Consider the following 19218-nt stretch of genomic DNA (forward strand, 5'->3'; position numbering starts at 1 on the left):
ACTAAACTTACCGCGTTTTCGTGACAATATTCATACGTTAGTTAAACTTTTTCTTCCCTTATGACAAACTAAATTCACATTACCCAAAGGGGTAATTTAATATAAAATAAGAAAAAAAACTAATTTATTTACTTTATATATACTTTAGCACTGATTATTTTATAAGCACCAACTCCTTGAATGATTAATTCTCTGGCGAATAATTGTTGGCAATTAGGGCAATGACAAGGCCTTAGAGTATAGTCAGAAATGATCCGCTCTTTGAAACATTTCACCAAGGCTCCTTTTCCACCTTTTCGATATTTATATAACAGCGTTTTACATTGTCGGCAAAAAACCTCGATTGTTTGTGTTGGGCCTTTTTTATTAGGTTTTGCCATTTTAACAAATGTGTCGAACCCCATGTAAGCAATAAATTGCAAACATGGGCTTGATAAAGCGAAAGATAATGTGGATATTAATAACCTACAGCTTGTCCGTCTTTACGAGACTCTGATGCCCCATAATATACTTTTTCCTTATCATCCCACATTATCGCTTGATAACCGCCATAACCTCCGCGATCAAAACCAATTTTATGGCCTTTATCCATCAGTGCACGAATGGTTTGATAAGGTATATCAGATTCAATCACTAATTCACCTCGACTGGTAAGTTGGTCGCCATTTAGTTGAGTAGGCTCTGTAGAACCATAATGTTGCCAGCGCGTGGCATCACCGGCTTCTTGCAAGTTCATACCAAAATCAACAATATTAGTAATAATTTGCACATGACCTTGAGGTTGCATTGCGCCCCCCATTAAACCAAAACTCATAAAGGGTTTATTATCCTTCATCACAAATGCAGGAATAATGGTATGAAAAGGACGTTTATTAGGCGCATAAACATTGGCATGATTTTCATCTAACGAAAATAGTTGGCCTCGGTCTTGAAAAACAAAGCCTAAACCTGGCACAACGACTCCAGAGCCCATACCTCGATAATTACTTTGAATGAGTGACACCATATTGCCTTCGCGGTCAGCCGTGGTTAAATATATGGTATCTCCTTGATACATTGCAGGATTGCCCGCATCAACGCGCTTAGCCGCTTTTTCACCAATGAGTTTATTTCGTTCTATCGCATATTGTTTGCTAATTAACCCTTTCAGTGGAATATCAACAAAGTCAGGATCGGCATAAAACTTCGCTCTGTCTTCAAAAACGAGTTTTTTAGCCTCTGTCATAACATGTAAAGTTTCAGGCGTTAAAAACCCCATCGCTGGTAAATCATACAACTCCAAAATATTTAACATTTGCAGCGCAGCAATTCCTTGACCATTAGGTGGTAATTCAAACACATCATAACCACGATAGTTGGTTGATAGCGGCTCAACCCACGTTGAGGTATGTGAAGCAAAATCCTCATACCTTAAATATCCACCATTAGCTTTCATAAAGGTATCAATACTTTTGGCTATATCACCTTGATAAAAAGCATCTCGGCCCTGCTCTGCTATCATCGACAAAGTATTGGCAAGTTCAGGATTTTTAAATACTTGTCCCTTTCGAGGCGCTTTACCGTTTATAGTAAAAGTCGTTTTAAAACTGCCTGCTTGAGGTGATAAACGCGGCACACTTAAGTTCCAATAATGGGCAATTAATTCAGAGACTGGAAAGCCTTTATTGGCATAATCGATCGCAGGTTTTAACAGGCTTTTCATTGGCATTTGACCAAATTTATTATGCAATTCAAACCAACCATCAACTGTTCCGGGCACAGAGATAGGCAGCATGCCGTAAGGAGGAATAGTGTCTCGGTCTAACGCGTTAATGTCAGATTTTAACTGTTTTAAACTTAATAATTTGGGTGATCGGCCACTGGCATTAAGACCATAAAGTTTTTGTGATTTGGCATGCCAAACAATGGCATATAAATCACCACCAATCCCATTACCAGTGGGTTCCATTAATCCTAACGCGGCATTCGCAGCAATGGCAGCATCGATAGCATTACCACCTTTTTTTAATACCTCGAGACCAATTTGACTCGCAAGCGGCTGACTTGTTGCCACCATACCATGCTGTGCAATAACTTCAGAACGCGTGGCAAACGTTTTACCCGTGACTCTATCTGCATTTGCCATGACAGTTGTTATAGGTAGCCCGCTACCAATTGAAATAAAGACAAATACCCGTGTTATTATTTTACTTAATGTGCGATTTCTCATTAGTTATCTCATCAGTTGGTAGCAATTCAAATTATTATTTTAACTAAGCCGTTACGTTACTCTACTAAAATTACCATATAAATCCCGCTACTATATGTAAAGCAGCTTCATCTTAAAAATAATGGTTTTCATCTGATAAAGCCTTGCTCAGGCCATAGAAAAATTATAGCGTAAGCAATATAAATCATATCAAAAATAGTAAGCTAGGAAGACAAAATGACAATCAGTAAAAGAAAGTTTCTCAAGCTCAGCACAGCGGCAATGGCCACCTTATCAATAGGAAAGGTGGCCAGTTCATCGCCTTATAATACGGCGAATCAAGCGAGTAATGATTTTGGAAAAAAAACGCTAACCAATATCACTGATACTGTTTCCCCTATTACTGTTAAAGAGCGCTTAAAACGTATCGAAAAAGCGCAACAGTTAATGAAGCAACATAATATATCGGCAATGGTCATAGAACCTGGGGCGACGATGGATTATTTCTCAGGTATTCAATGGTGGAGAAGTGAGCGACTGACAGCGTTAGTTATCCCTCAAGTCGGTGATGTTGCGGTTGTCTGTCCATTTTTTGAAGAGCCCAGTATTCGTGAAACTTTAGCTGTTGGGAATGATGTCAGAGTATGGCAAGAACACGAAAGTCCTTTTGAACGCGTCAAACAAATTTTAAACGATAGAAACATTAAAGCCGGCAATGTCGCCTTTGAACATTCTGTTAGATACTTTGTATTACAAGAAGTGATGTCGTTATTGCCAGCCATGCATGATGTTAGTGCCGATGTTATTACACGTGGTTGTCGAATGATTAAAAGTGATCATGAATTACAATTAATGCATAAAGCCAATGAAATTACCCTTTCTGCTTATGAACACGTTTGGTCAAACCTTGAATTAGGCATGACACAAGCTGATGTTAAAACCTTGATGCATAAAGCTCAAGCAAGCTTAGGCGGTAGTGGTATTTGGAATATGGCTTTATTTAACCAAGCCAGTGCTTATCCGCATGGCACCAAACAGAAACAAACATTAACGGAAGGCTCTGTAGTATTAATGGATTGCGGCTGCAGTGTTCATGGTTATCAATCGGATATCAGCCGAACTTTTGTTTTTGGTGACGCGAGTGCAGAGCAAAAGAAAATTTGGCAAACCGTTAGACAAGGGCAAAGCATTGCTTTTGAAAAAGCACAACTTGGCACAGAAGCCGGTTTAGTCGATGATGCCGTGCGCCAATATTATGAAACTTTAGGATTAGGGCCAGATTATAAATTACCCGGTTTATCACACCGAACAGGCCACGGTATAGGTATGAAAGGCCATGAAGGCATTAATTTTGTGCATGGTGAAAAAACTAAACTGGCTAAAGGCATGTGTTTTTCAAATGAACCGGGGATTTACTTACCAGAAAAGTTTGGCGTAAGACTTGAAGATTGTCTGTACATGACAGAAACAGGCCCTCAATGGTTTACTATTCCGCCAGATTCAATTGATGCGCCAATTGGCAAGTTAGCAAAACTACAGCCCGTAAAATAAGCTAAAGATAGCCAGTTTTAACGGTTAACTTAGTAAAGCCAATATTTCACACTGAAGCAGCAACTCACTAAAACATATGGCTCAATAATTTGGGTCATATGTTATTTATCAATTTATAAACAACTACATATCTAATTTTTTAAAGTGATTTATATACAAATGAATAAAAATAACGCTAGTCACAAACCGTTCGGTTGGTTAATATAGCTTTATCGGATGAAGAGGTTTTCGTTATGAGAGATGCAGAGCAAACACGTCAGAAAATTTTAGAAGTTAGTGCCGATGAAATCCATCACAATGGATTCACCGCTACGAGTCTTTCTATCATCCTTAAACGCTGTAATATTTCTAAAGGCTGTTTATATCACCATTTTGAAAACAAGATGGAGCTGGGCTATGCCGTCTTTGAAGAGATCTATACGCCGATGTTTCTATCAATGTGGGCACCAGCTGTTGAAACTGACGATCCTATTGAAAGCCTTTGTGATTTTTTTGAAAATATGTCTAAAGAAATGAGCTGCGACGAAGTTGTATGTGGTTGTCCTCTCAATAATTTGTGCCAAGAAATGTCGGGGATCGATGAAGGATTTCGTTTAAGAATTCTTAATATGCAACAACAGCTCAATCACTTAATTGCCGTAAACCTGCAACGGGTTGCAAGCCAATTAAGAGACAACTTAGATTTTAATCAAGTGGCTTATTTTATTGTTTCTTGTTTCCATGGTTCGTCAAGTTTGAGCAAGAGTGCGAAAAACAAGGAGTTGTTTAGTAAGGTCAATGCCGAATTGTGCAATTACATCCGTCAATTAAAAAAATAACTTCCATCTTATAGTCACACCTAGATAGCTATATTCTCTTTACGAATAACAAAGTAGAAATTAAATATGAAAAAAACATTTACAGACCGAATGGTCGGTATGTAGAATGCACTATATTAACTCACTGCAATTTCAAAGGTCACATTGTGAAAAAATTTACGGCTCTAGTTATTATATTGTTAGCTTTCAATCTACAAGCAGCTAATCAACCACAATTATCGCCCTATCAAGAAATTAAATCGGTAGGTGAAAAGTTATTTGGGCGCATAGCGAGTAGTCAGCAAGAATTGACAAAATTTCCGGAATTAATGCGTGAAATTGTAGAACAAGAGTTAATCCCTTCTGTGGATTACAAATATGCTTCATACAAAATTTTGGGTAAGCACTTAAAAAGCTCAACCAAAGAGCAACGAAAGAACTTTACTGAATCTATGCGTCATTACTTAGTTAGAACATACGCAAACGCCTTAAATCAATATAAAAATCAGAAGGTTATTTATGAAAAAGGCACTATCAAAAGCACCGCCAAAATGGCCTCAGTTAATGCAACCATAGTAGATAATAACAAGCCAGATATTCACCTGACTTTTCAAATGCGAAAAAACAAAAAAACAGGTCAATGGAAAGCATATGATTTAATTGTTGAAGGCATTTCATTATTAAGCAGTAAGCAAGCTGAATTTAAAGGCCGAATCGCCAAATATGGTATTGACCAAGTAACGCTAGAATTAGCGTCAATTACTAAGTAAGTTTTGACGATAATTAGGCCTTTAAACAAAGAATAAACTATTAAATTTAACCACTACAAGCCCACAATTTATAATGTGGGCTTTTCATTACGGTTATTTTTTAGCGTCTATTGAAAATTGAAATACTAAGAACGAAAGTCTGGTGTGTGAGATCACGGTAAAATGGTGATACCTCACTTTCTCTAGCAAAGTAAGGTAGAGCATTTTAAATATTCATAAACCAATCGTAATCTGCTTTACTCCGTAATTTTTGTGATAAATAAAGGCCGAGTTCTTTGAGCTGACTTTTATTAGAATACTTAGGTGTTAATCTTTTAAGTTCGGTCAATGCTTTTTGACTATCCCCTGTGCCATCCATTGCAAGTACATAGGTATAGGCATACTGTGGGTTTTGTGAAGCAAGGTGAATTGATTTAGCAAAGTATTCAATCGCTTTAGCAAGCTTTTGTTGGCGAACAAGATGTAAGCCATAAGAGTAAGTAAGCGCACCAGATAACGGGTTATTCTTCATTCCTTGACGAAGCACTGAACTCACTAACGATGAGCGTTGTTGACTTCGGTATAAATCAGCTAAGTTTATATAGCCCACATCAAAATATGGCTCTATCTTTATTGCTTGCTTGAGTGAAGCTTCTGCGCCTAAGGTATCGTTAACTTCTAACGCTATCACGGCTTGATTAATGCGTCCTTCTCCTCTCCAACTGTTTACCTCGCTTGCTTTAGTTAATTCTTCAAACGCTTTTGAAAATGAAGTTTGGTTTTCGCTGGAAATTGTCGTTGACACCAAACTCTTCGCTGCTGCCACCCTAATTGCTTTTAACTTATCGTTTAACAACGGGCTAAGGTGTTTTTCTCTCTCAACTGGCGATAGTAACAACCCAACTTTTGCTGCACTTAAACGTAATAGTGCTTCACTGTTTGTGAGATAAGGTACTAGTTTATTTGCAGGTATAGATTGCGTCGTGTAACTCAGCATTTGTAAAGCGCTGGCGCGACGTTTGAATTTACTAAACCCTAGAGAAATCGAGGGTTAGAAAAAGAATGGCGGGACGGAGACAGTCGTAAAATAAAGCCAATATATTGATTTAAAACGAATAATATAAAAAAATTAAAGCCCAGTGTTACATCCAGTGTAACCAAAAAACAAAGTCACCTCTATTTCGATATAAACCGATTTAAATAAAACCTAATATCCCTCTCTACATTACTCTAGCTATAGTATCAAAAAAAGAACCAATCACTACAATTAAAAATATCAAACATAGAACCAACAATTAAAAACAAATAACTATCATTCGTACTTCAATTACTATCAATAACAATGCTGTTAAATAACTTAACAAAACCACAATCATTATTTATACTGTATACATTTACAGCATAGGTGCATTATGAAAGTTATCCCAATATTTGCAGAAGCTGGCATCAGTGGTTTTGAATCGCCAGCAGCTGAGTACAAAGAACTAGGTTTATCACTTGACCAATTATTAATTAAACACCCAAACGCTACCTTTATTGGTCAGGCTAACGGTGACTCTATGCAGGATGTTGGTATTTTTAATGGAGACCTATTAATAGTAGATAGGTCATTAACGGCAAAAAATGGCGACGTTATTGTCGCCAATTACAATGGTTGTTTTGTATGTAAGTTAATTGATAAAACACAAGCCCTTTTGCTTTCAGCTTCAATTCACTACCCTCCCGTTCATATAAAACCTGAAGACGAGTTTCAACTTGAAGGTGTAGTCACTCGCTCAATTAGATTACATCAGAAGTCACCTGAAATATCTTTATGTACGCATTAGTAGATGCCGTATCTTTTTACGCCAGCGCAGAGAAAGTATTCGACCCCAGCATACGAAATAAGCCCGTTGTTGTACTAACCAATAACGATGGCTGTATTTGCGCTGTATGCCCAATTGCGAGACGTTTAGGTATTCCTAAGTTTGTGCCCTACTTCCAAATTAAAAGCTTCTTAAATAAACATGGCGTTGTTGTAAGGTCATCTAACTATGAGTTATATGCTGATTTAAGTGAGCGCATGATGAACACCATTGCTAGGTACTGTGATGATCAATACATCTATTCTATTGATGAATCTTTTTTAGCGTTTAAAAATTACGATAGTTTAATTCGTGACTGGCATAAATACGGACATGAGATCCGCAAGGCTATTTGGAAGGAAACTCGCTTACCTGTGGGTGTAGGCTTTGGTACAACCCCTACCCTAGCTAAAGCGGCTAATCATGCTGCAAAAAAGCTTAGTGGTTTTAATGGTGTTGCTGTTATTGATAACAACGAATCAAGTAAGAAAATACTTAAACGGATGGAAATTACTGATGTTTGGGGGATTGGAAGCAGATTAGGTAAGAAACTTAATCTATTGGGGATTAACACGGCAGAGCAACTCGCGCAGCAATCAGCACATAATATGAGAAAACAATTTAGTGTCGTTGTAGAGCGAACAGTTAATGAATTAAACGGCATACCATGTTTATCTTGGGATGAAGTAAAAGCACCTAAACAAGAGATATTTTCAACACGTAGTTTTGGTCAAAGAATAACGGATTATCAATCACTCATGTATGTACTAGTTACACACGGTTCGACTGTTGGTAGGAAGTTGCGCCAGCAACATTCATTGGTTAAACGCCTACTTATCTTCGCTTCAAATTCACCACATGATAACCAGTACTATAAAAAGTCTATTGTGTATGACTTTCCTATAGCAACAAATAACAGTAGTCAAATAGCATCAGCTATTAGTATTGCATTACATGACATTTTTCAAACAGGAATTTGCTTTTATCGTTGTGGTATTGGTGCTATCAGCCTTGAAAGTCAACAATACCAACAACCTGATTTATTCACGCCTTTGCAACCAAGCCCTTTAATAATGACTTGCTTTGACAAAGTGAATCAACGCTATGGTCAAGGCGCTATGACATTAGCGAGTGAAGGAAAAGCAGAAAAATGGCAAATGCGCCGTAGTTTTCTATCTCCGAAATATACAAGTTGCTGGCGAGATATACCTAAGATAAATTGTTAGTTGAAGAATTAATATAAAATACATGTTCTTTATATTATCATTTTATATATTTAAAAAAACACCTAAAAAGTACCACTTTATTAAATGCAACTACTAAATTCCTACGAAGATCGTAACGAAGCTGAAAAAGCTGAAACGTTGATTACTGGTGAGAAGCGTCTTGCTAGTGAGCGAGATGGAACAGAGACCATTTACAACTTATTTGGTGTCGCTAACTGGGGTAACTTTTATAAATTGAATATGTTCAACTTGCCTGAATTACAAGGGCTTGTAGAACTGAAGAATAAAAATCAGACTTACGATCAGTCTAGGCATAAAGAAATATTATCAATGCTCAAGTACGCTGCAAACTCATTTGAATTAACAATACCTGAGCATTGGCAGTAGTTAATTATATATTTACCTTTAATTGAGGTAATTCGTACAGGGTAGAACGTATTACACTTCCCTCAAAGCCAATCTTCTTTAAATGAGCTTGATACACTTTAAATAGTTCCTGGTCTATTCGTGGATCAAATACAACTTGATCTATTAATTTGTAAGGGTCTATTTTTACACTGTATAAGGGTTCCCCTTGAGATGATTTTTCATATATACATATTATTCTTACTTCATTTTCATGAGAGAACTCTTTTCTCTTAAATAATAATGTTTTGGCGAACCCTACCGTTTTATTGCTTACAAGTTGTTTCTGCATTTCAATGCGATTTTCAGCACGAAGAATTAAATCTTTTTGACTTTGATAAGCTACTTTCCCTATAAAAATTTGTTGTGGGTTAATCTCATAATTGAGTTTAAACGAATCATTCAACTTTCCTATCGTAGTACGTATTTTGACACCAGTGATGTTGGGCGAATATATTCGCCACATGGCATCAGATTCACGAGTTTCAGACCAACATTGCCCATAAATATGTTCTCGCACGTCAAATGTGAATGTTGTACCATTCTCGTTGACAGCAGTAGCGTTTAATATGTAGTTTTCAAATGGGTCATCCCATGCACTTGGTTTAACGAGAGTCAGTTCTTTTTTTGTAAATAATTCCAATAGCCTTTCAATTGAAAAAACTCTATATAATTTTTTATTTTCTAGCGACTTGCTTTCATCAAACCCTATGCAGTTTTCTTTGCTCATTTAAGCAACCATACCCCTAATTATTTTCTCTAAATAAACATCCTTTCCATCTTCCATGAATACCACATTGGCATCTTCTAGCTCGTCTTTAGATAAACTGACATTTAATAAATCATTAAACGATGTACCTGATAGAATAAATGAACTGAGGTTCAGGTTGTCTTGCTCGTAGTTCTTGATCTCTTTATACAAGCCAAATTTACCGCTGTTTAAATCAATTTGGCGTATACCTTTAGGGTCTATCAAACTAAGCCATTGTTCGCCCGTTGAGTCGTCCACCAGCCATAATAAAAAGTCAGGATAAAAGTTCTCTGCTAACGCGAAGCCTAAACCTTTGGCTTTAGTATCAGCATTACGGAGCAAATAAATACTCTTGTCGCCAATTACTTCCTGGCCTCGTTTTGAATCAACAAACTCTTGCAGCTCTGTTACAAACTGAATTTCACTTGGCGCATCAAACGCCATCGGACGCATTTTTAATGGTAGGCCAGCATCTTTATCGATCGACATTAGGGGGTAATACAAGTGCTTATCAAATGTCACAGCAACTACCCCAGGAGCTTCCCATTTTTTAGCTTCACCAACATCACCACTTGCAACTATTTTTTGTAGCTCTTCCAACCTAGCGGAATACTCAAATCCATCATCTGATTCATCTATTTCAAAATTATAAACTTTGAGCATACCAGGATCGTCTTCATGAACATGAGTCACTTCAAAAAACTGACCCTCATAGGCATTTTTTAGAGCTTTATAAAACCTATCTGTATAATCTTCTAGCAAACGGATCATAATATTTTCTTGCTTATGAATATCACTATAGAGCTTTATCTCAAGATCTTGAGCGGGGATAAGCAAAGTGTACCAAGAATTACCTATATCAGTTTTCCCTAAGCAAAAGTTTTCTAAACGCTTTTTGTCGAGCCTTAAATTACTCCAGCCTCGTTGCAATTTAAAATCTTGAAGTGCTAAATAAATACGCTCAAAGTCAAACGCCGCTATCACCTTATAATCTATGTTTCTTGGCATGCGATCAGATGCTGGCGTTTTATCACCCGTGTCAGTAGTGCTTAATGCCTCAAGTTTTGGATACAAATCAAGCTTAATATGAGGCGTTTTAATTTTCCCCTTAAACTCTGCTGGCACTTCGTATAAATTAGGGAAGTGTACGCGTTTAAATCCTTTCTTTTGGTTATCTTTATAACCGTCTTTAAGTTTTAAAGTCTTCAGCTTAGTTTTTGGTAGACTTGGTCTGGTTTCAAAATCTAATTCAAGGATCTCATCGCTAGGCGTGATGCCCTCCGCTTCGAGGTACTGCTTGAAAGTCGCCATATAATCAGCACGCACGCCAAAAATATTAAGTGTTTCAAGCTTCTCAAGGTGCAAACCTTTAGGTCTTTGCGAAGGTGTACTGCGTTTTAAAGAATAATCTTTACCTTTTAAGCGCACACCACGGCCAAATAACTGAATTATTTGTGAGCCTTCGCCACGGCCTATGTTAAGCAAGCCCATTGTTGATACGCGCCAGCTAGACCACCCCTCGGTAAACTTACGAGAGCCAATTAAAATGTTTAGCTTAGAATCTTTATCATTGATGGTGTTAAATAAAGTTTTAGCAAAGTCATCGGTTATATAATCAAATGACTGCTCTTTTTCTAGAGCCTTATAAAGGGCGGATGAGTCACCAACATTTATCAGGCCAAACGGCTCCGATGTACCTACACGTAGTGCCAACTCACCTTTGCTGCCTTTTAAATTAACAACAATTAAACGCTGGCCAGTATAAGTGGTATTAAACAACCGGTTTAAAATATCTAAATAGATTTGCGACTCGTCTTTGCCTGTACCCATTAACGGCGTAAAGCGGTTGTGAAATATATTTCGTTCTTTGGTATCGAGTATTCGTGCTTTATTGGCAACTAGGTCCTTAATCCACGCTTTAGCTTGGTTCTCATTATTTAAAAACCACGCTAAAAACTTAACCACTTGCTGAATATCAGAATCTTCTTTAGAAACCGAGCTCCCCACAAAAACCCAAAGCGGGTTTTCAATATTAAACTCATTTAGCTGCTCTTCGCTTTTACTATACAAAAATTGCTGTTGATAAAAGCTTAACAAACAAGCAGTAAAATATTCATAGCGGCGCTCTTCGCTTTTATCATCGCCTAAGTTGAGTATTAACGACTCTTTACCATAGCCATCTTCATAGAAAAATTTATATGAGTAATCAAACAGTACAGACTTACCATACACTTCTCGTGTTGCTTGAATACGTGCATCACGGAGCTCTGCATAATCTAGCTCAAGCTTAGCTAATTGGTCTTCGTCTAGTTTGTTTAACGCAGTTGTTTCAAAAAGCATTTTAGCTTTTTTCTTTTGAATGTCTGTTTTTACAGCTTCAACGGTTTTACCGTCAGCGACTGCTTGGCCAAAGGTTGCTGAGTACTCAAACGCAAAACCGTCTTTTGTTAAGGTGTCGCGGCGTCGCATCCAAGCACCTGCAGCCGTACCTGTACCTTTGTGGCCTTCATCAATAAGTACCAGGTTATTACCTTCAAAGGCTTCTACTGCAACAGTTTTATCACCCATATCATCGGCAAGCTTATTAATATCAATAACTTCTATTGTGCCTCTGAATGGCGTGTTACCGTTTTTGTCAAACAGCCTTACATGATCAAAGCCTGAATCATGTAACTCTTTTAAATGCTGTGCGGATAGGCGCTCATCCGGGGTTAGTAATATTATTTTATCCGGGTAGTTGTGCGAATTACCTGCTTGATAGTAATGTAAATACTGTAAAATATTTACATGTAGCAGCAGTGTTTTACCTGAGCCTGTGGCATTCCAAAAAGCAAGCTTGTTTAGCTCGTCTAAAATATATTCTTGAAAGTTATCAGCCGCTTTTTGTTCTTTATTAAATACAGCAAGCTCCTGGTTTAAGCCATCAAGTAGTAACTGCTTTTTATTAAAGTAAAAGTCTAAATAAATTTCCGTAAACAGCAGTGACAAATACTGAAAATACTTCATATTCATCACAGTGTCTTCTTTACGATTGCGGTGCTCAGTAATTTGCTGCCAATGATTAACAATATTTAAGTCATACCGCCTTAAGTCATCACTATTAATAAGCTCAGCGTTAAAGTAGTTGTTACATAATTCATGAAAGTAATTACTTTGCCCATCATCATGAATGCCTTCAAAGCGGTCTTCACCCAAACGAGACTTTAACCCTTGTAATGTACCATCAGTAAAAAAACGATACATAAATCGGTTTAACACCAGTTGTTGATGAAAACTGAGCTTTTTATTAGTTTTCTTTTTAGTTGCTTTACCTATAGCCATAGCTTTACTCCTTACGCTAATTCGTCAGGAGCAAACATTTGCTCTAAAAATTCAGGTTCGATTTGGCGTAGCTTCAGTGTGCGCGTAACGTCATCTTCATCATTAGTAAAAGCTGTAGGTAAGTTATGATCACCATTTACATAAATGACATCAAAAGTTTTTTGCTTGGCAAATAAATCAAAACGGATCGCAAATTTAGTAAAATCATCATATTGAATTTTTTCGCAGTCACGCCATAAAACTAACGCGCGTTCACCTGAGGGGAGTGTACCTTCAATACGCACATAACCTTTATCTAGGTTTGATTCAATAGTTTTAACGTGAAGACCAATCAGGTAGTTAAAGGTTTCAACTAAATCTATATTCTGCTCTTCGCTCGCACCAGCTGAATCAACCGCTATTTTCATCTTGTAATTAAACGGCTTTTTAAAGTCATCTGTACTTAATAAAGAGCCTTTGCTTTCAGTTTCAAGCATATAGTTTAGCAGATAGTTAGACTTTGCTTCTTCATTCATCATTTCAAACAAATCAGATGTTTGCTGAGTTTTCTTAATTTCGAGGTTATTCAGTGTGTCTTCGTAACTTTCTAAAGTAACGACTTTGACTAATTGTGACCCCCCCTCATTATTAACTGGTTTGCCTCCTTTCCAATCTAGTGTGTAACTCATTTTTTGGATTCTAGGTATAATAACAGTGTTGAAGTACTCACCTTGCTCAACAAGCTTAAATTTCATTTTAGTATTGTTTTTTAAATTAATATTCTTAACTGCTTGTGCAGTAGTTCCTGAACCAGCAAAGTAATCTAGGACTATGTTATCGTTGTGAGGCTTACATATAGCTGAAATTGACTCAATAACTGTATGTACTGATTTAGGGAAATCAAATAATTTTTTGTCAAACCCCATGTCTGTAAGTACTTTAGTACCATAATCACCTGCATTGAAAAGAGATGAGTACCAAACAGTTTTATAGGGGGCATCAGCTTTAGCTTTTTCTATTTGAATTAACCCGTCGTTAGATACCTTAACCTTTAAAATATCAATAATTTTTTCTACAGTATCCCGTGCAAATCTCCACTTTCTTTCAATTCCTTTTTTATCTATAGGGTAAACCCAAACACTACCATCGGCTTGGTGAACATTTGCAGAGTCAGGACTAAAGCTCTCTTCACATACATCACCGAATCCAATTACCTTATCATTTTTTACTATGATAGGATAAAAACAAGTTTTACCGTCCGTACGCAGAGATTCACCGCCCCAATTTCGTAAGTTATCATACTCCCACTCAATTTCAGGGAGTGTTTTTCGATTTACAATGCCTTTTAAATCGGGGACAGCAAAAACTGCAAATTCATTCGTGAATGAGAAACCATCACCTTGAACGCCTTTCTTATTATGCTCTACAGGAATATTAGTAACTTTATAACTAGAGAAATTTTGTTTTAATAGTCGCTCTAACCCATTTTGTTCATATTTATCTATAGCAATAACTACCCCCGCATCTTCTGAAATAAGCGACTTGCTCTTTTCTAATCGATTATCCATGAGTGTTAACCATGATGAGTGTTTAAAGCTATTCTTATATGCAATTTCACTAGATGGGGAGTTATAAGGCGGATCTATATATATGCAGTTAATTTTCTCATTATATTTTTTATTTAAAAGATTTAGAGCTTGATAATTATCACTATGGTAAAGGTAGCCATCTATTTTTTCTTCAAGGTTATTTATAGAAATTAGTAATTTTTCATAAAATTCAGAATCAAATAACCGGGTGTTTAACATCAGATAAGGACTGTTTAACAAGGTGTTTTTATCTTTACTTTCGAATGTGAAACCTAACCCTTCCCATTCGTTCCATTGCTCATCATTTTTGACAACATCTGTATATAACTCTTCAGGAACTATGTCGATCGTGGCTAAAAAGTCAGCTTTAATAACAAATTTTTTCTTAGTCCAAAGCTTTTTTTGAAAATTCTCTAACTGCGATAGAAAGCTAATAATATCCTTCGAAATTGAACGCAAACATTGAATCATACGTAGCTGCTTTTCAATATCAGCAAAAACCTCAGCGTTTTGTACATTATCTAAATTCATCACTTCATTTTTAATATAAAAATCTAGCTCATTAGATAAAAAGCCACCTAAGTCTTTATGAATAAAGTAATCTGCGGTATTACGTTGAGTGTAAGTCGTTAAGTGCTTTTCAAGCAGCGTTCTATTAGGGTTCTTCTCGGTAGGCTCACGTTTGGTTATATCTGCCCAAGTACTTTGTACTAGCTGATTACTCATTATTGTTTTTAGTGCGTCTGTAACTAACACATCTTGTTTGGTACCTTTTTTAACGGTTTTGTATTCAAACTGAATAACCAGCTCTTCGGTACCTTCTGATTTAACAACGGTAACTGGTTGGTACTCTTCTTCGAACTCATTGCCTTCTTCGTCAAATTTAGTACGAGTATGTGGTTCAATTAAAACAAAGCGCCTATCTGCGTCATTGTCTTTTCGGTTATCTTTTGCTGTATCAGCCGCTAACAACTTAAAACTAACTTTTCGCCCATCATCTAGTTTGAACGAGTAATTAGCGAAGTTTTCACCACTTTTTATGTAGTACTGGTCTTTGTTTGCCCAATGTAACATCACTTCTTCACCCGCATAGGGAATAGCGTATGTATCGCCCTTATAACGACGCTTACTCACAAAGTCTCCACTATCGTAGTAGCGAGAGAAAAACGACAGTAAGTGGGTGAACACTGCATTTTCGTGCTCGTTAGCGCCTTGTGATGTAGTAATAATTTGCTGGCGTAAGTCTTTTACTTTGGGGCTATCTTCAGGATTGAAACCCGCATCTTCTGCGGCCTTAATAGCTGAGCTTAATTGTTTTTCAAGTTCTGCTTTATTGGCATTGCCTGCTGTTGCTAACGCATCACTTATTTTTTGTTTAAGTGTATTTTCTAGGTAGTTATTTATTTCATCAGCTTTTGCATTAAGGATACGGTAAATGCCAAAGTCCAACTCTGGACGGTCAATCTGAAAAATCTCTTTTAATTTTTTTACTAGTTCGTTGTACTTGCTCATATTAGGTTTTGCTCTTTAATTTTTTAACTAACGGTAAATTGATTCAGTGCTGCTGTTTTAATACTCTAAAAGCCGGTTAAGCCACTGACCATCGCACCGTAAACAATTCTTTAACTTCTGTTTTTTGCTTCATTCGTACTTCTAATGCGGTAATAAGTGCATCACGCTTTTCTGCAATTTCATCCTCAACATCCCATATTTCAGCGCGTTGCTGTCGTTGCTTACGCTCTAAATCCTTTAGTTGTTTTTGCATTTGTTGTTGCTCTTCTACTGAGACAGCATGACGGCTTTCTCTTTTAAGAGATTTTATTTGGTTTTTAGTATCTACAAGGGCTTGTTCTGCTGCCAGTACTTTATCGTCTGCCCACTTTTCAAGCTTATCTCTTTCTTCCTGAAAGTATTGGTTATTCAAATCCATTGCTTCTGCAAGCTTGGCATCAAGTTGCCTTGCTTGGTTTTCAATGAGCTTTTCAGGAGTAGCAGATTCAATACTCCCCCCACTTGTAGCACCAACATTAAACAGCGCTTTACACGCTTCTGCATCAATTAACTGGCCTTTATCGGTAATACCAGTAAAGACTAAGTGCTCTTCTGTTTGAAAAGCTTCTATTCTTAGCAAGTTTAATGATAGCCAGCCTGATTGGCCTTGTAGTTTTTCTGCTACCGATACCTTTGTAGGGTGGTTTTGATAGTCAAATATTATCTCACTCTTAGGCGTGCCAGTCACTCTTGCATTATCGATTACATACTCACCTAAGGGGTGTGTAATACGGTATTTGTGCGCATGACTGTCAATAGCTTGTTTAGCTGTGTTTTCAGGTTGTGTGCCTTTACGAATAAGCTGGTACTTACCTTGAGCTTGTTCGGCTACTTGGTTAGTTAAGGTAAAGGTATAGTCTTGCTCGTTAAAATAAGCCTTCTCTTGAAGCTGGTGCTGAGTCACGGCCCAAAACCACCGAGATACTTTATCAAGGCGCTCGTTTGCTTGGTCTAACTTTATTTTGAGTAAATCATGTATATCTTCATCAAAATGCTCTAGTAGCGCCTCTTGTGTTTGCTGCATTTTAACGTTGATATCGGCTTCAAGTTCTTTTTGTAATGTTTCAAAAGCCGCTTCAATTTCTGCTGGCGAGCGACACTCTTGATAAATTTGCTGAATACGTTTTTCAAAATCAACACCACTTTCAAGGCTACCTAGCACTGAATCAGATGCGCCAAATACACCATCAAATAAAGTGAATTTATGAGTGAGCAATTCAAGTACTCGTTGATCCGCATAGTTACGTTGATTCATGAAGTTAATAACAACCACATCAAACTTTTGGCCGTAACGATGGCAACGACCTATGCGTTGCTCTACGCGCTGTGGATTCCATGGTAAATCGTAATTTATCAGTAATGAACAAAATTGTAAGTTAACACCTTCTGCGGCAGCTTCTGTAGCTATCATTACTTCGGCACTATCTCTAAAGTGCTCAATTAACGCTGTTCTTCTGTCTACTTGTGGGGAGCCGGTGACTATATCTGAACCTGCGTGTTTATCGCGCCATGATTTATATACTTCGGTTGCTTCACTGTGAGTGTTGGAACCACTAAATGTGACTATTTTGTCTTTAAAACCATGCTGTGCAAGGAACGCTGCAAGGTAGGCTTGTGTTCTTTTGGATTCTGTAAATATGATAACTTTTTGGGCCGCGCCCATTTCAGCCATTTGTGAAAAACCAAGCTCTAAGGCTTGTAATAGGGCTTTTGCTTTTTCGTCGTTATTAATGCCTTGCGCTTGTGAGATAAAACCTTCAAGTTCCTTTATTTCATTCTCTAAGCGTTTATCATCAATAACTTCTTTCGCTGTGTCTTCATCAAGCAACTCATCGATGTCTTCTTCGTCTAAGTAGTCAGTTTCTAAATCGTCATCTTCAATGATAGTGCGCAGCAAATCATCTTCGTGATCATCTCGTTGCTCTTTCAACTGCTCTAGGCGGCGCTTCATGACTTGAAGTGTGTTCAATACAGCATGGGAGCTTGAGGCAAGTAGCTTGCGTAATATTAGGCCTGTTAAGTGCTTTTGTCGTTTAGGTAATGCGTAGCTGTCGTCTTTTTCAATAAACGTTGAAACAGCATCGTATAAGGCTTGTTCTTGATCTGATGGCGTAAAAGGAACGGTTAATGCTTTTCGTTGAGTATACTTTACATACTCGAGTACTTGTTTACGTAGTGTGCGTTTAACAAAAGCAGCAAGACGTTCTTTTAATTCTTGCTGGTCACTATCACCTTGCATGAATTGTTTTCTGAAGGCTTTGTCATCACCAAAGATATGTTCATCTATCAGCGTTGACATACCGTATAACTCCATCAAGGAGTTTTGCAGAGGTGTTGCTGTAAGTAGGAGTTTCTTTCTGCCAAATAATGCTCGCGTGAGCGCTTGTCCCATTTTATTACTTTCACGATGGGCGTTACGTAATTTGTGAGCTTCATCAATAACGACCAGATCCCACATTTGGCCTACGAGTTTTTCTTCAAGCCTTGCTGCGTAATGATATGACATGATCACTACTTGCTTATTATTTAATGGATTATATATACCTGACTTTTGAAGTTGATTATAAGTTTTAGCATCCAGTATTTGCGACGGAAGGTTAAACTTTTCCTGTAGTTCTTGTGCCCATTGACGACGAAGAGAAGCTGGGCAAATAATAAGAAGTTTACGTTTTCGCTCTGCCCAGTACTGACATAGCACTAAACCAGCTTCAATTGTTTTACCTAACCCAACTTCATCTGCTAGAACTACACCTTTATTTAAAGGGTTATCAAGTGCAAATAAGGCTGCTTCAATTTGGTGTGGGTTTAAGTCAACACTTGCGTCGAATAACGATTGTGAAAGTCTATCAACGCCGTTGTTTGCATGAAGAATAGATAGTTCGTGCGCAAAGTATTTTGTGTGATATGGAGTGATATTCATTTTACTTCCTTGTTCTTTTGTTTTTCAATCCAATGCTCAATATCTTCGGCTTTAAATCGCCAGCTTCCACCAACTTTAAAGCCGGGTAGCTTTCCTTCACTCGCTAATCTATAAGCTGTTTTCTCCGCCAGTTTTAAATAAGAGGCTACCTCTTTCAAGGTTAATATTTGGTCTGCCATCTAGAGTGTTATCTCGTTATGGTTCAACTTAAATTGATAATGAGAGAATATGAGAAAATTGAGGAATGGTCAATCAATGAAATTGTTATAAAGTAATTGTGATAACTATTTGATGTAAAATATTTAAACAGCATTAATGACCTATCAAAGTGGGTGTGAGTTTTCTTT

Annotated in this window: 14 protein-coding genes; 6 read left to right on the plus strand and 8 right to left on the minus strand. The window is 37.3% G+C overall.

Annotation, left to right across the window (positions count from 1 at the left end):
• Nucleotides 1–128 precede the first annotated feature (128 nt).
• Both ABXH06_RS10955 and ggt read right to left on the minus strand, forming a co-directional pair.
• A complete protein-coding gene (locus ABXH06_RS10955; RefSeq protein WP_353518246.1) occupies nt 129–380 on the minus strand; it encodes a hypothetical protein in 252 nt (83 codons plus the stop codon).
• 77 nt (nt 381–457) lie between these two features.
• Nucleotides 458–2209: a gamma-glutamyltransferase gene (ggt, locus tag ABXH06_RS10960; protein WP_503012494.1), complete on the minus strand. Its 1752-nt coding sequence runs from the start codon at nt 2207–2209 to the stop codon at nt 458–460.
• A 216-nt stretch (nt 2210–2425) separates the two neighbouring features.
• On the opposite strand from ggt, the gene ABXH06_RS10965 reads away from it, so the two are divergent.
• From ABXH06_RS10965 to ABXH06_RS10975, 3 genes are all read left to right on the plus strand, one after another.
• Nucleotides 2426–3739, plus strand: a complete 1314-nt coding sequence (locus ABXH06_RS10965) for a M24 family metallopeptidase (protein WP_353518247.1) — start codon at nt 2426–2428, stop codon at nt 3737–3739.
• A gap of 233 nt (nt 3740–3972) precedes the next feature.
• Nucleotides 3973–4557 (plus strand): TetR/AcrR family transcriptional regulator, encoded by a 585-nt coding sequence (locus ABXH06_RS10970; protein ID WP_353518248.1) that lies wholly within the window; start codon nt 3973–3975, stop codon nt 4555–4557.
• Nucleotides 4558–4703: 146 nt separating this feature from the next.
• Nucleotides 4704–5306 carry an MlaC/ttg2D family ABC transporter substrate-binding protein gene (locus tag ABXH06_RS10975; protein ID WP_311576861.1) on the plus strand — a complete coding sequence of 201 codons (603 nt, stop codon included), beginning with the start codon at nt 4704–4706 and terminating at the stop codon, nt 5304–5306.
• Between the two features lie 205 nt (nt 5307–5511).
• Here ABXH06_RS10975 and ABXH06_RS10980 read toward each other — a convergent pair whose 3' ends face one another.
• The gene (locus ABXH06_RS10980) at nt 5512–6282 is read right to left on the minus strand and encodes a tetratricopeptide repeat protein (RefSeq protein ID WP_353518249.1); all 771 of its coding nucleotides are present in this window, start codon (nt 6280–6282) and stop codon (nt 5512–5514) included.
• Nucleotides 6283–6697: 415 nt separating this feature from the next.
• Here ABXH06_RS10980 and ABXH06_RS10985 point away from each other — a divergent pair, with 415 nt between their 5' ends.
• The 3 genes from ABXH06_RS10985 to ABXH06_RS10995 all read left to right on the plus strand — a co-directional run bounded on the left by ABXH06_RS10985 (nt 6698) and on the right by ABXH06_RS10995 (nt 8742).
• A complete protein-coding gene (locus ABXH06_RS10985; RefSeq protein ID WP_353518250.1) occupies nt 6698–7111 on the plus strand; it encodes a LexA family protein in 414 nt (137 codons plus the stop codon).
• Nucleotides 7099–8355 carry a Y-family DNA polymerase gene (locus ABXH06_RS10990; protein WP_353518251.1) on the plus strand — a complete coding sequence of 419 codons (1257 nt, stop codon included), beginning with the start codon at nt 7099–7101 and terminating at the stop codon, nt 8353–8355. Before ABXH06_RS10985 ends, ABXH06_RS10990 begins: the two co-directional genes overlap by 13 nt.
• Nucleotides 8356–8439: 84 nt before the next feature.
• Nucleotides 8440–8742: a hypothetical protein gene (locus tag ABXH06_RS10995; RefSeq protein WP_353518252.1), complete on the plus strand. Its 303-nt coding sequence runs from the start codon at nt 8440–8442 to the stop codon at nt 8740–8742.
• 4 nt (nt 8743–8746) lie between these two features.
• On the opposite strand, the gene ABXH06_RS11000 is transcribed toward ABXH06_RS10995, so the two are convergent.
• The 5 genes from ABXH06_RS11000 to mads1 all read right to left on the minus strand — a co-directional run bounded on the left by ABXH06_RS11000 (nt 8747) and on the right by mads1 (nt 19050).
• Nucleotides 8747–9490: a DUF2971 domain-containing protein gene (locus ABXH06_RS11000; RefSeq protein WP_353518253.1), complete on the minus strand. Its 744-nt coding sequence runs from the start codon at nt 9488–9490 to the stop codon at nt 8747–8749.
• Nucleotides 9491–12832: a DEAD/DEAH box helicase family protein gene (locus ABXH06_RS11005; protein WP_353518254.1), complete on the minus strand. Its 3342-nt coding sequence runs from the start codon at nt 12830–12832 to the stop codon at nt 9491–9493.
• Between the two features lie 11 nt (nt 12833–12843).
• Complete coding sequence (locus ABXH06_RS11010; RefSeq protein ID WP_353518255.1) at nt 12844–15912, minus strand: DNA methyltransferase; 3069 nt, start codon at nt 15910–15912, stop codon at nt 12844–12846.
• A gap of 76 nt (nt 15913–15988) precedes the next feature.
• Nucleotides 15989–18871: an SNF2-related protein gene (locus ABXH06_RS11015; RefSeq protein WP_353518256.1), complete on the minus strand. Its 2883-nt coding sequence runs from the start codon at nt 18869–18871 to the stop codon at nt 15989–15991.
• Nucleotides 18868–19050, minus strand: a complete 183-nt coding sequence (gene mads1, locus ABXH06_RS11020; RefSeq protein ID WP_353518257.1) for a methylation-associated defense system helix-turn-helix domain-containing protein MAD1 — start codon at nt 19048–19050, stop codon at nt 18868–18870. Before mads1 ends, ABXH06_RS11015 begins: the two co-directional genes overlap by 4 nt.
• Between the last annotated feature and the right edge of the window lie 168 nt (nt 19051–19218).

The organism is Thalassotalea sp. SU-HH00458, assembly GCF_040362795.1.
GTDB lineage: Bacteria > Pseudomonadota > Gammaproteobacteria > Enterobacterales > Alteromonadaceae > Thalassotalea_H > Thalassotalea_H castellviae.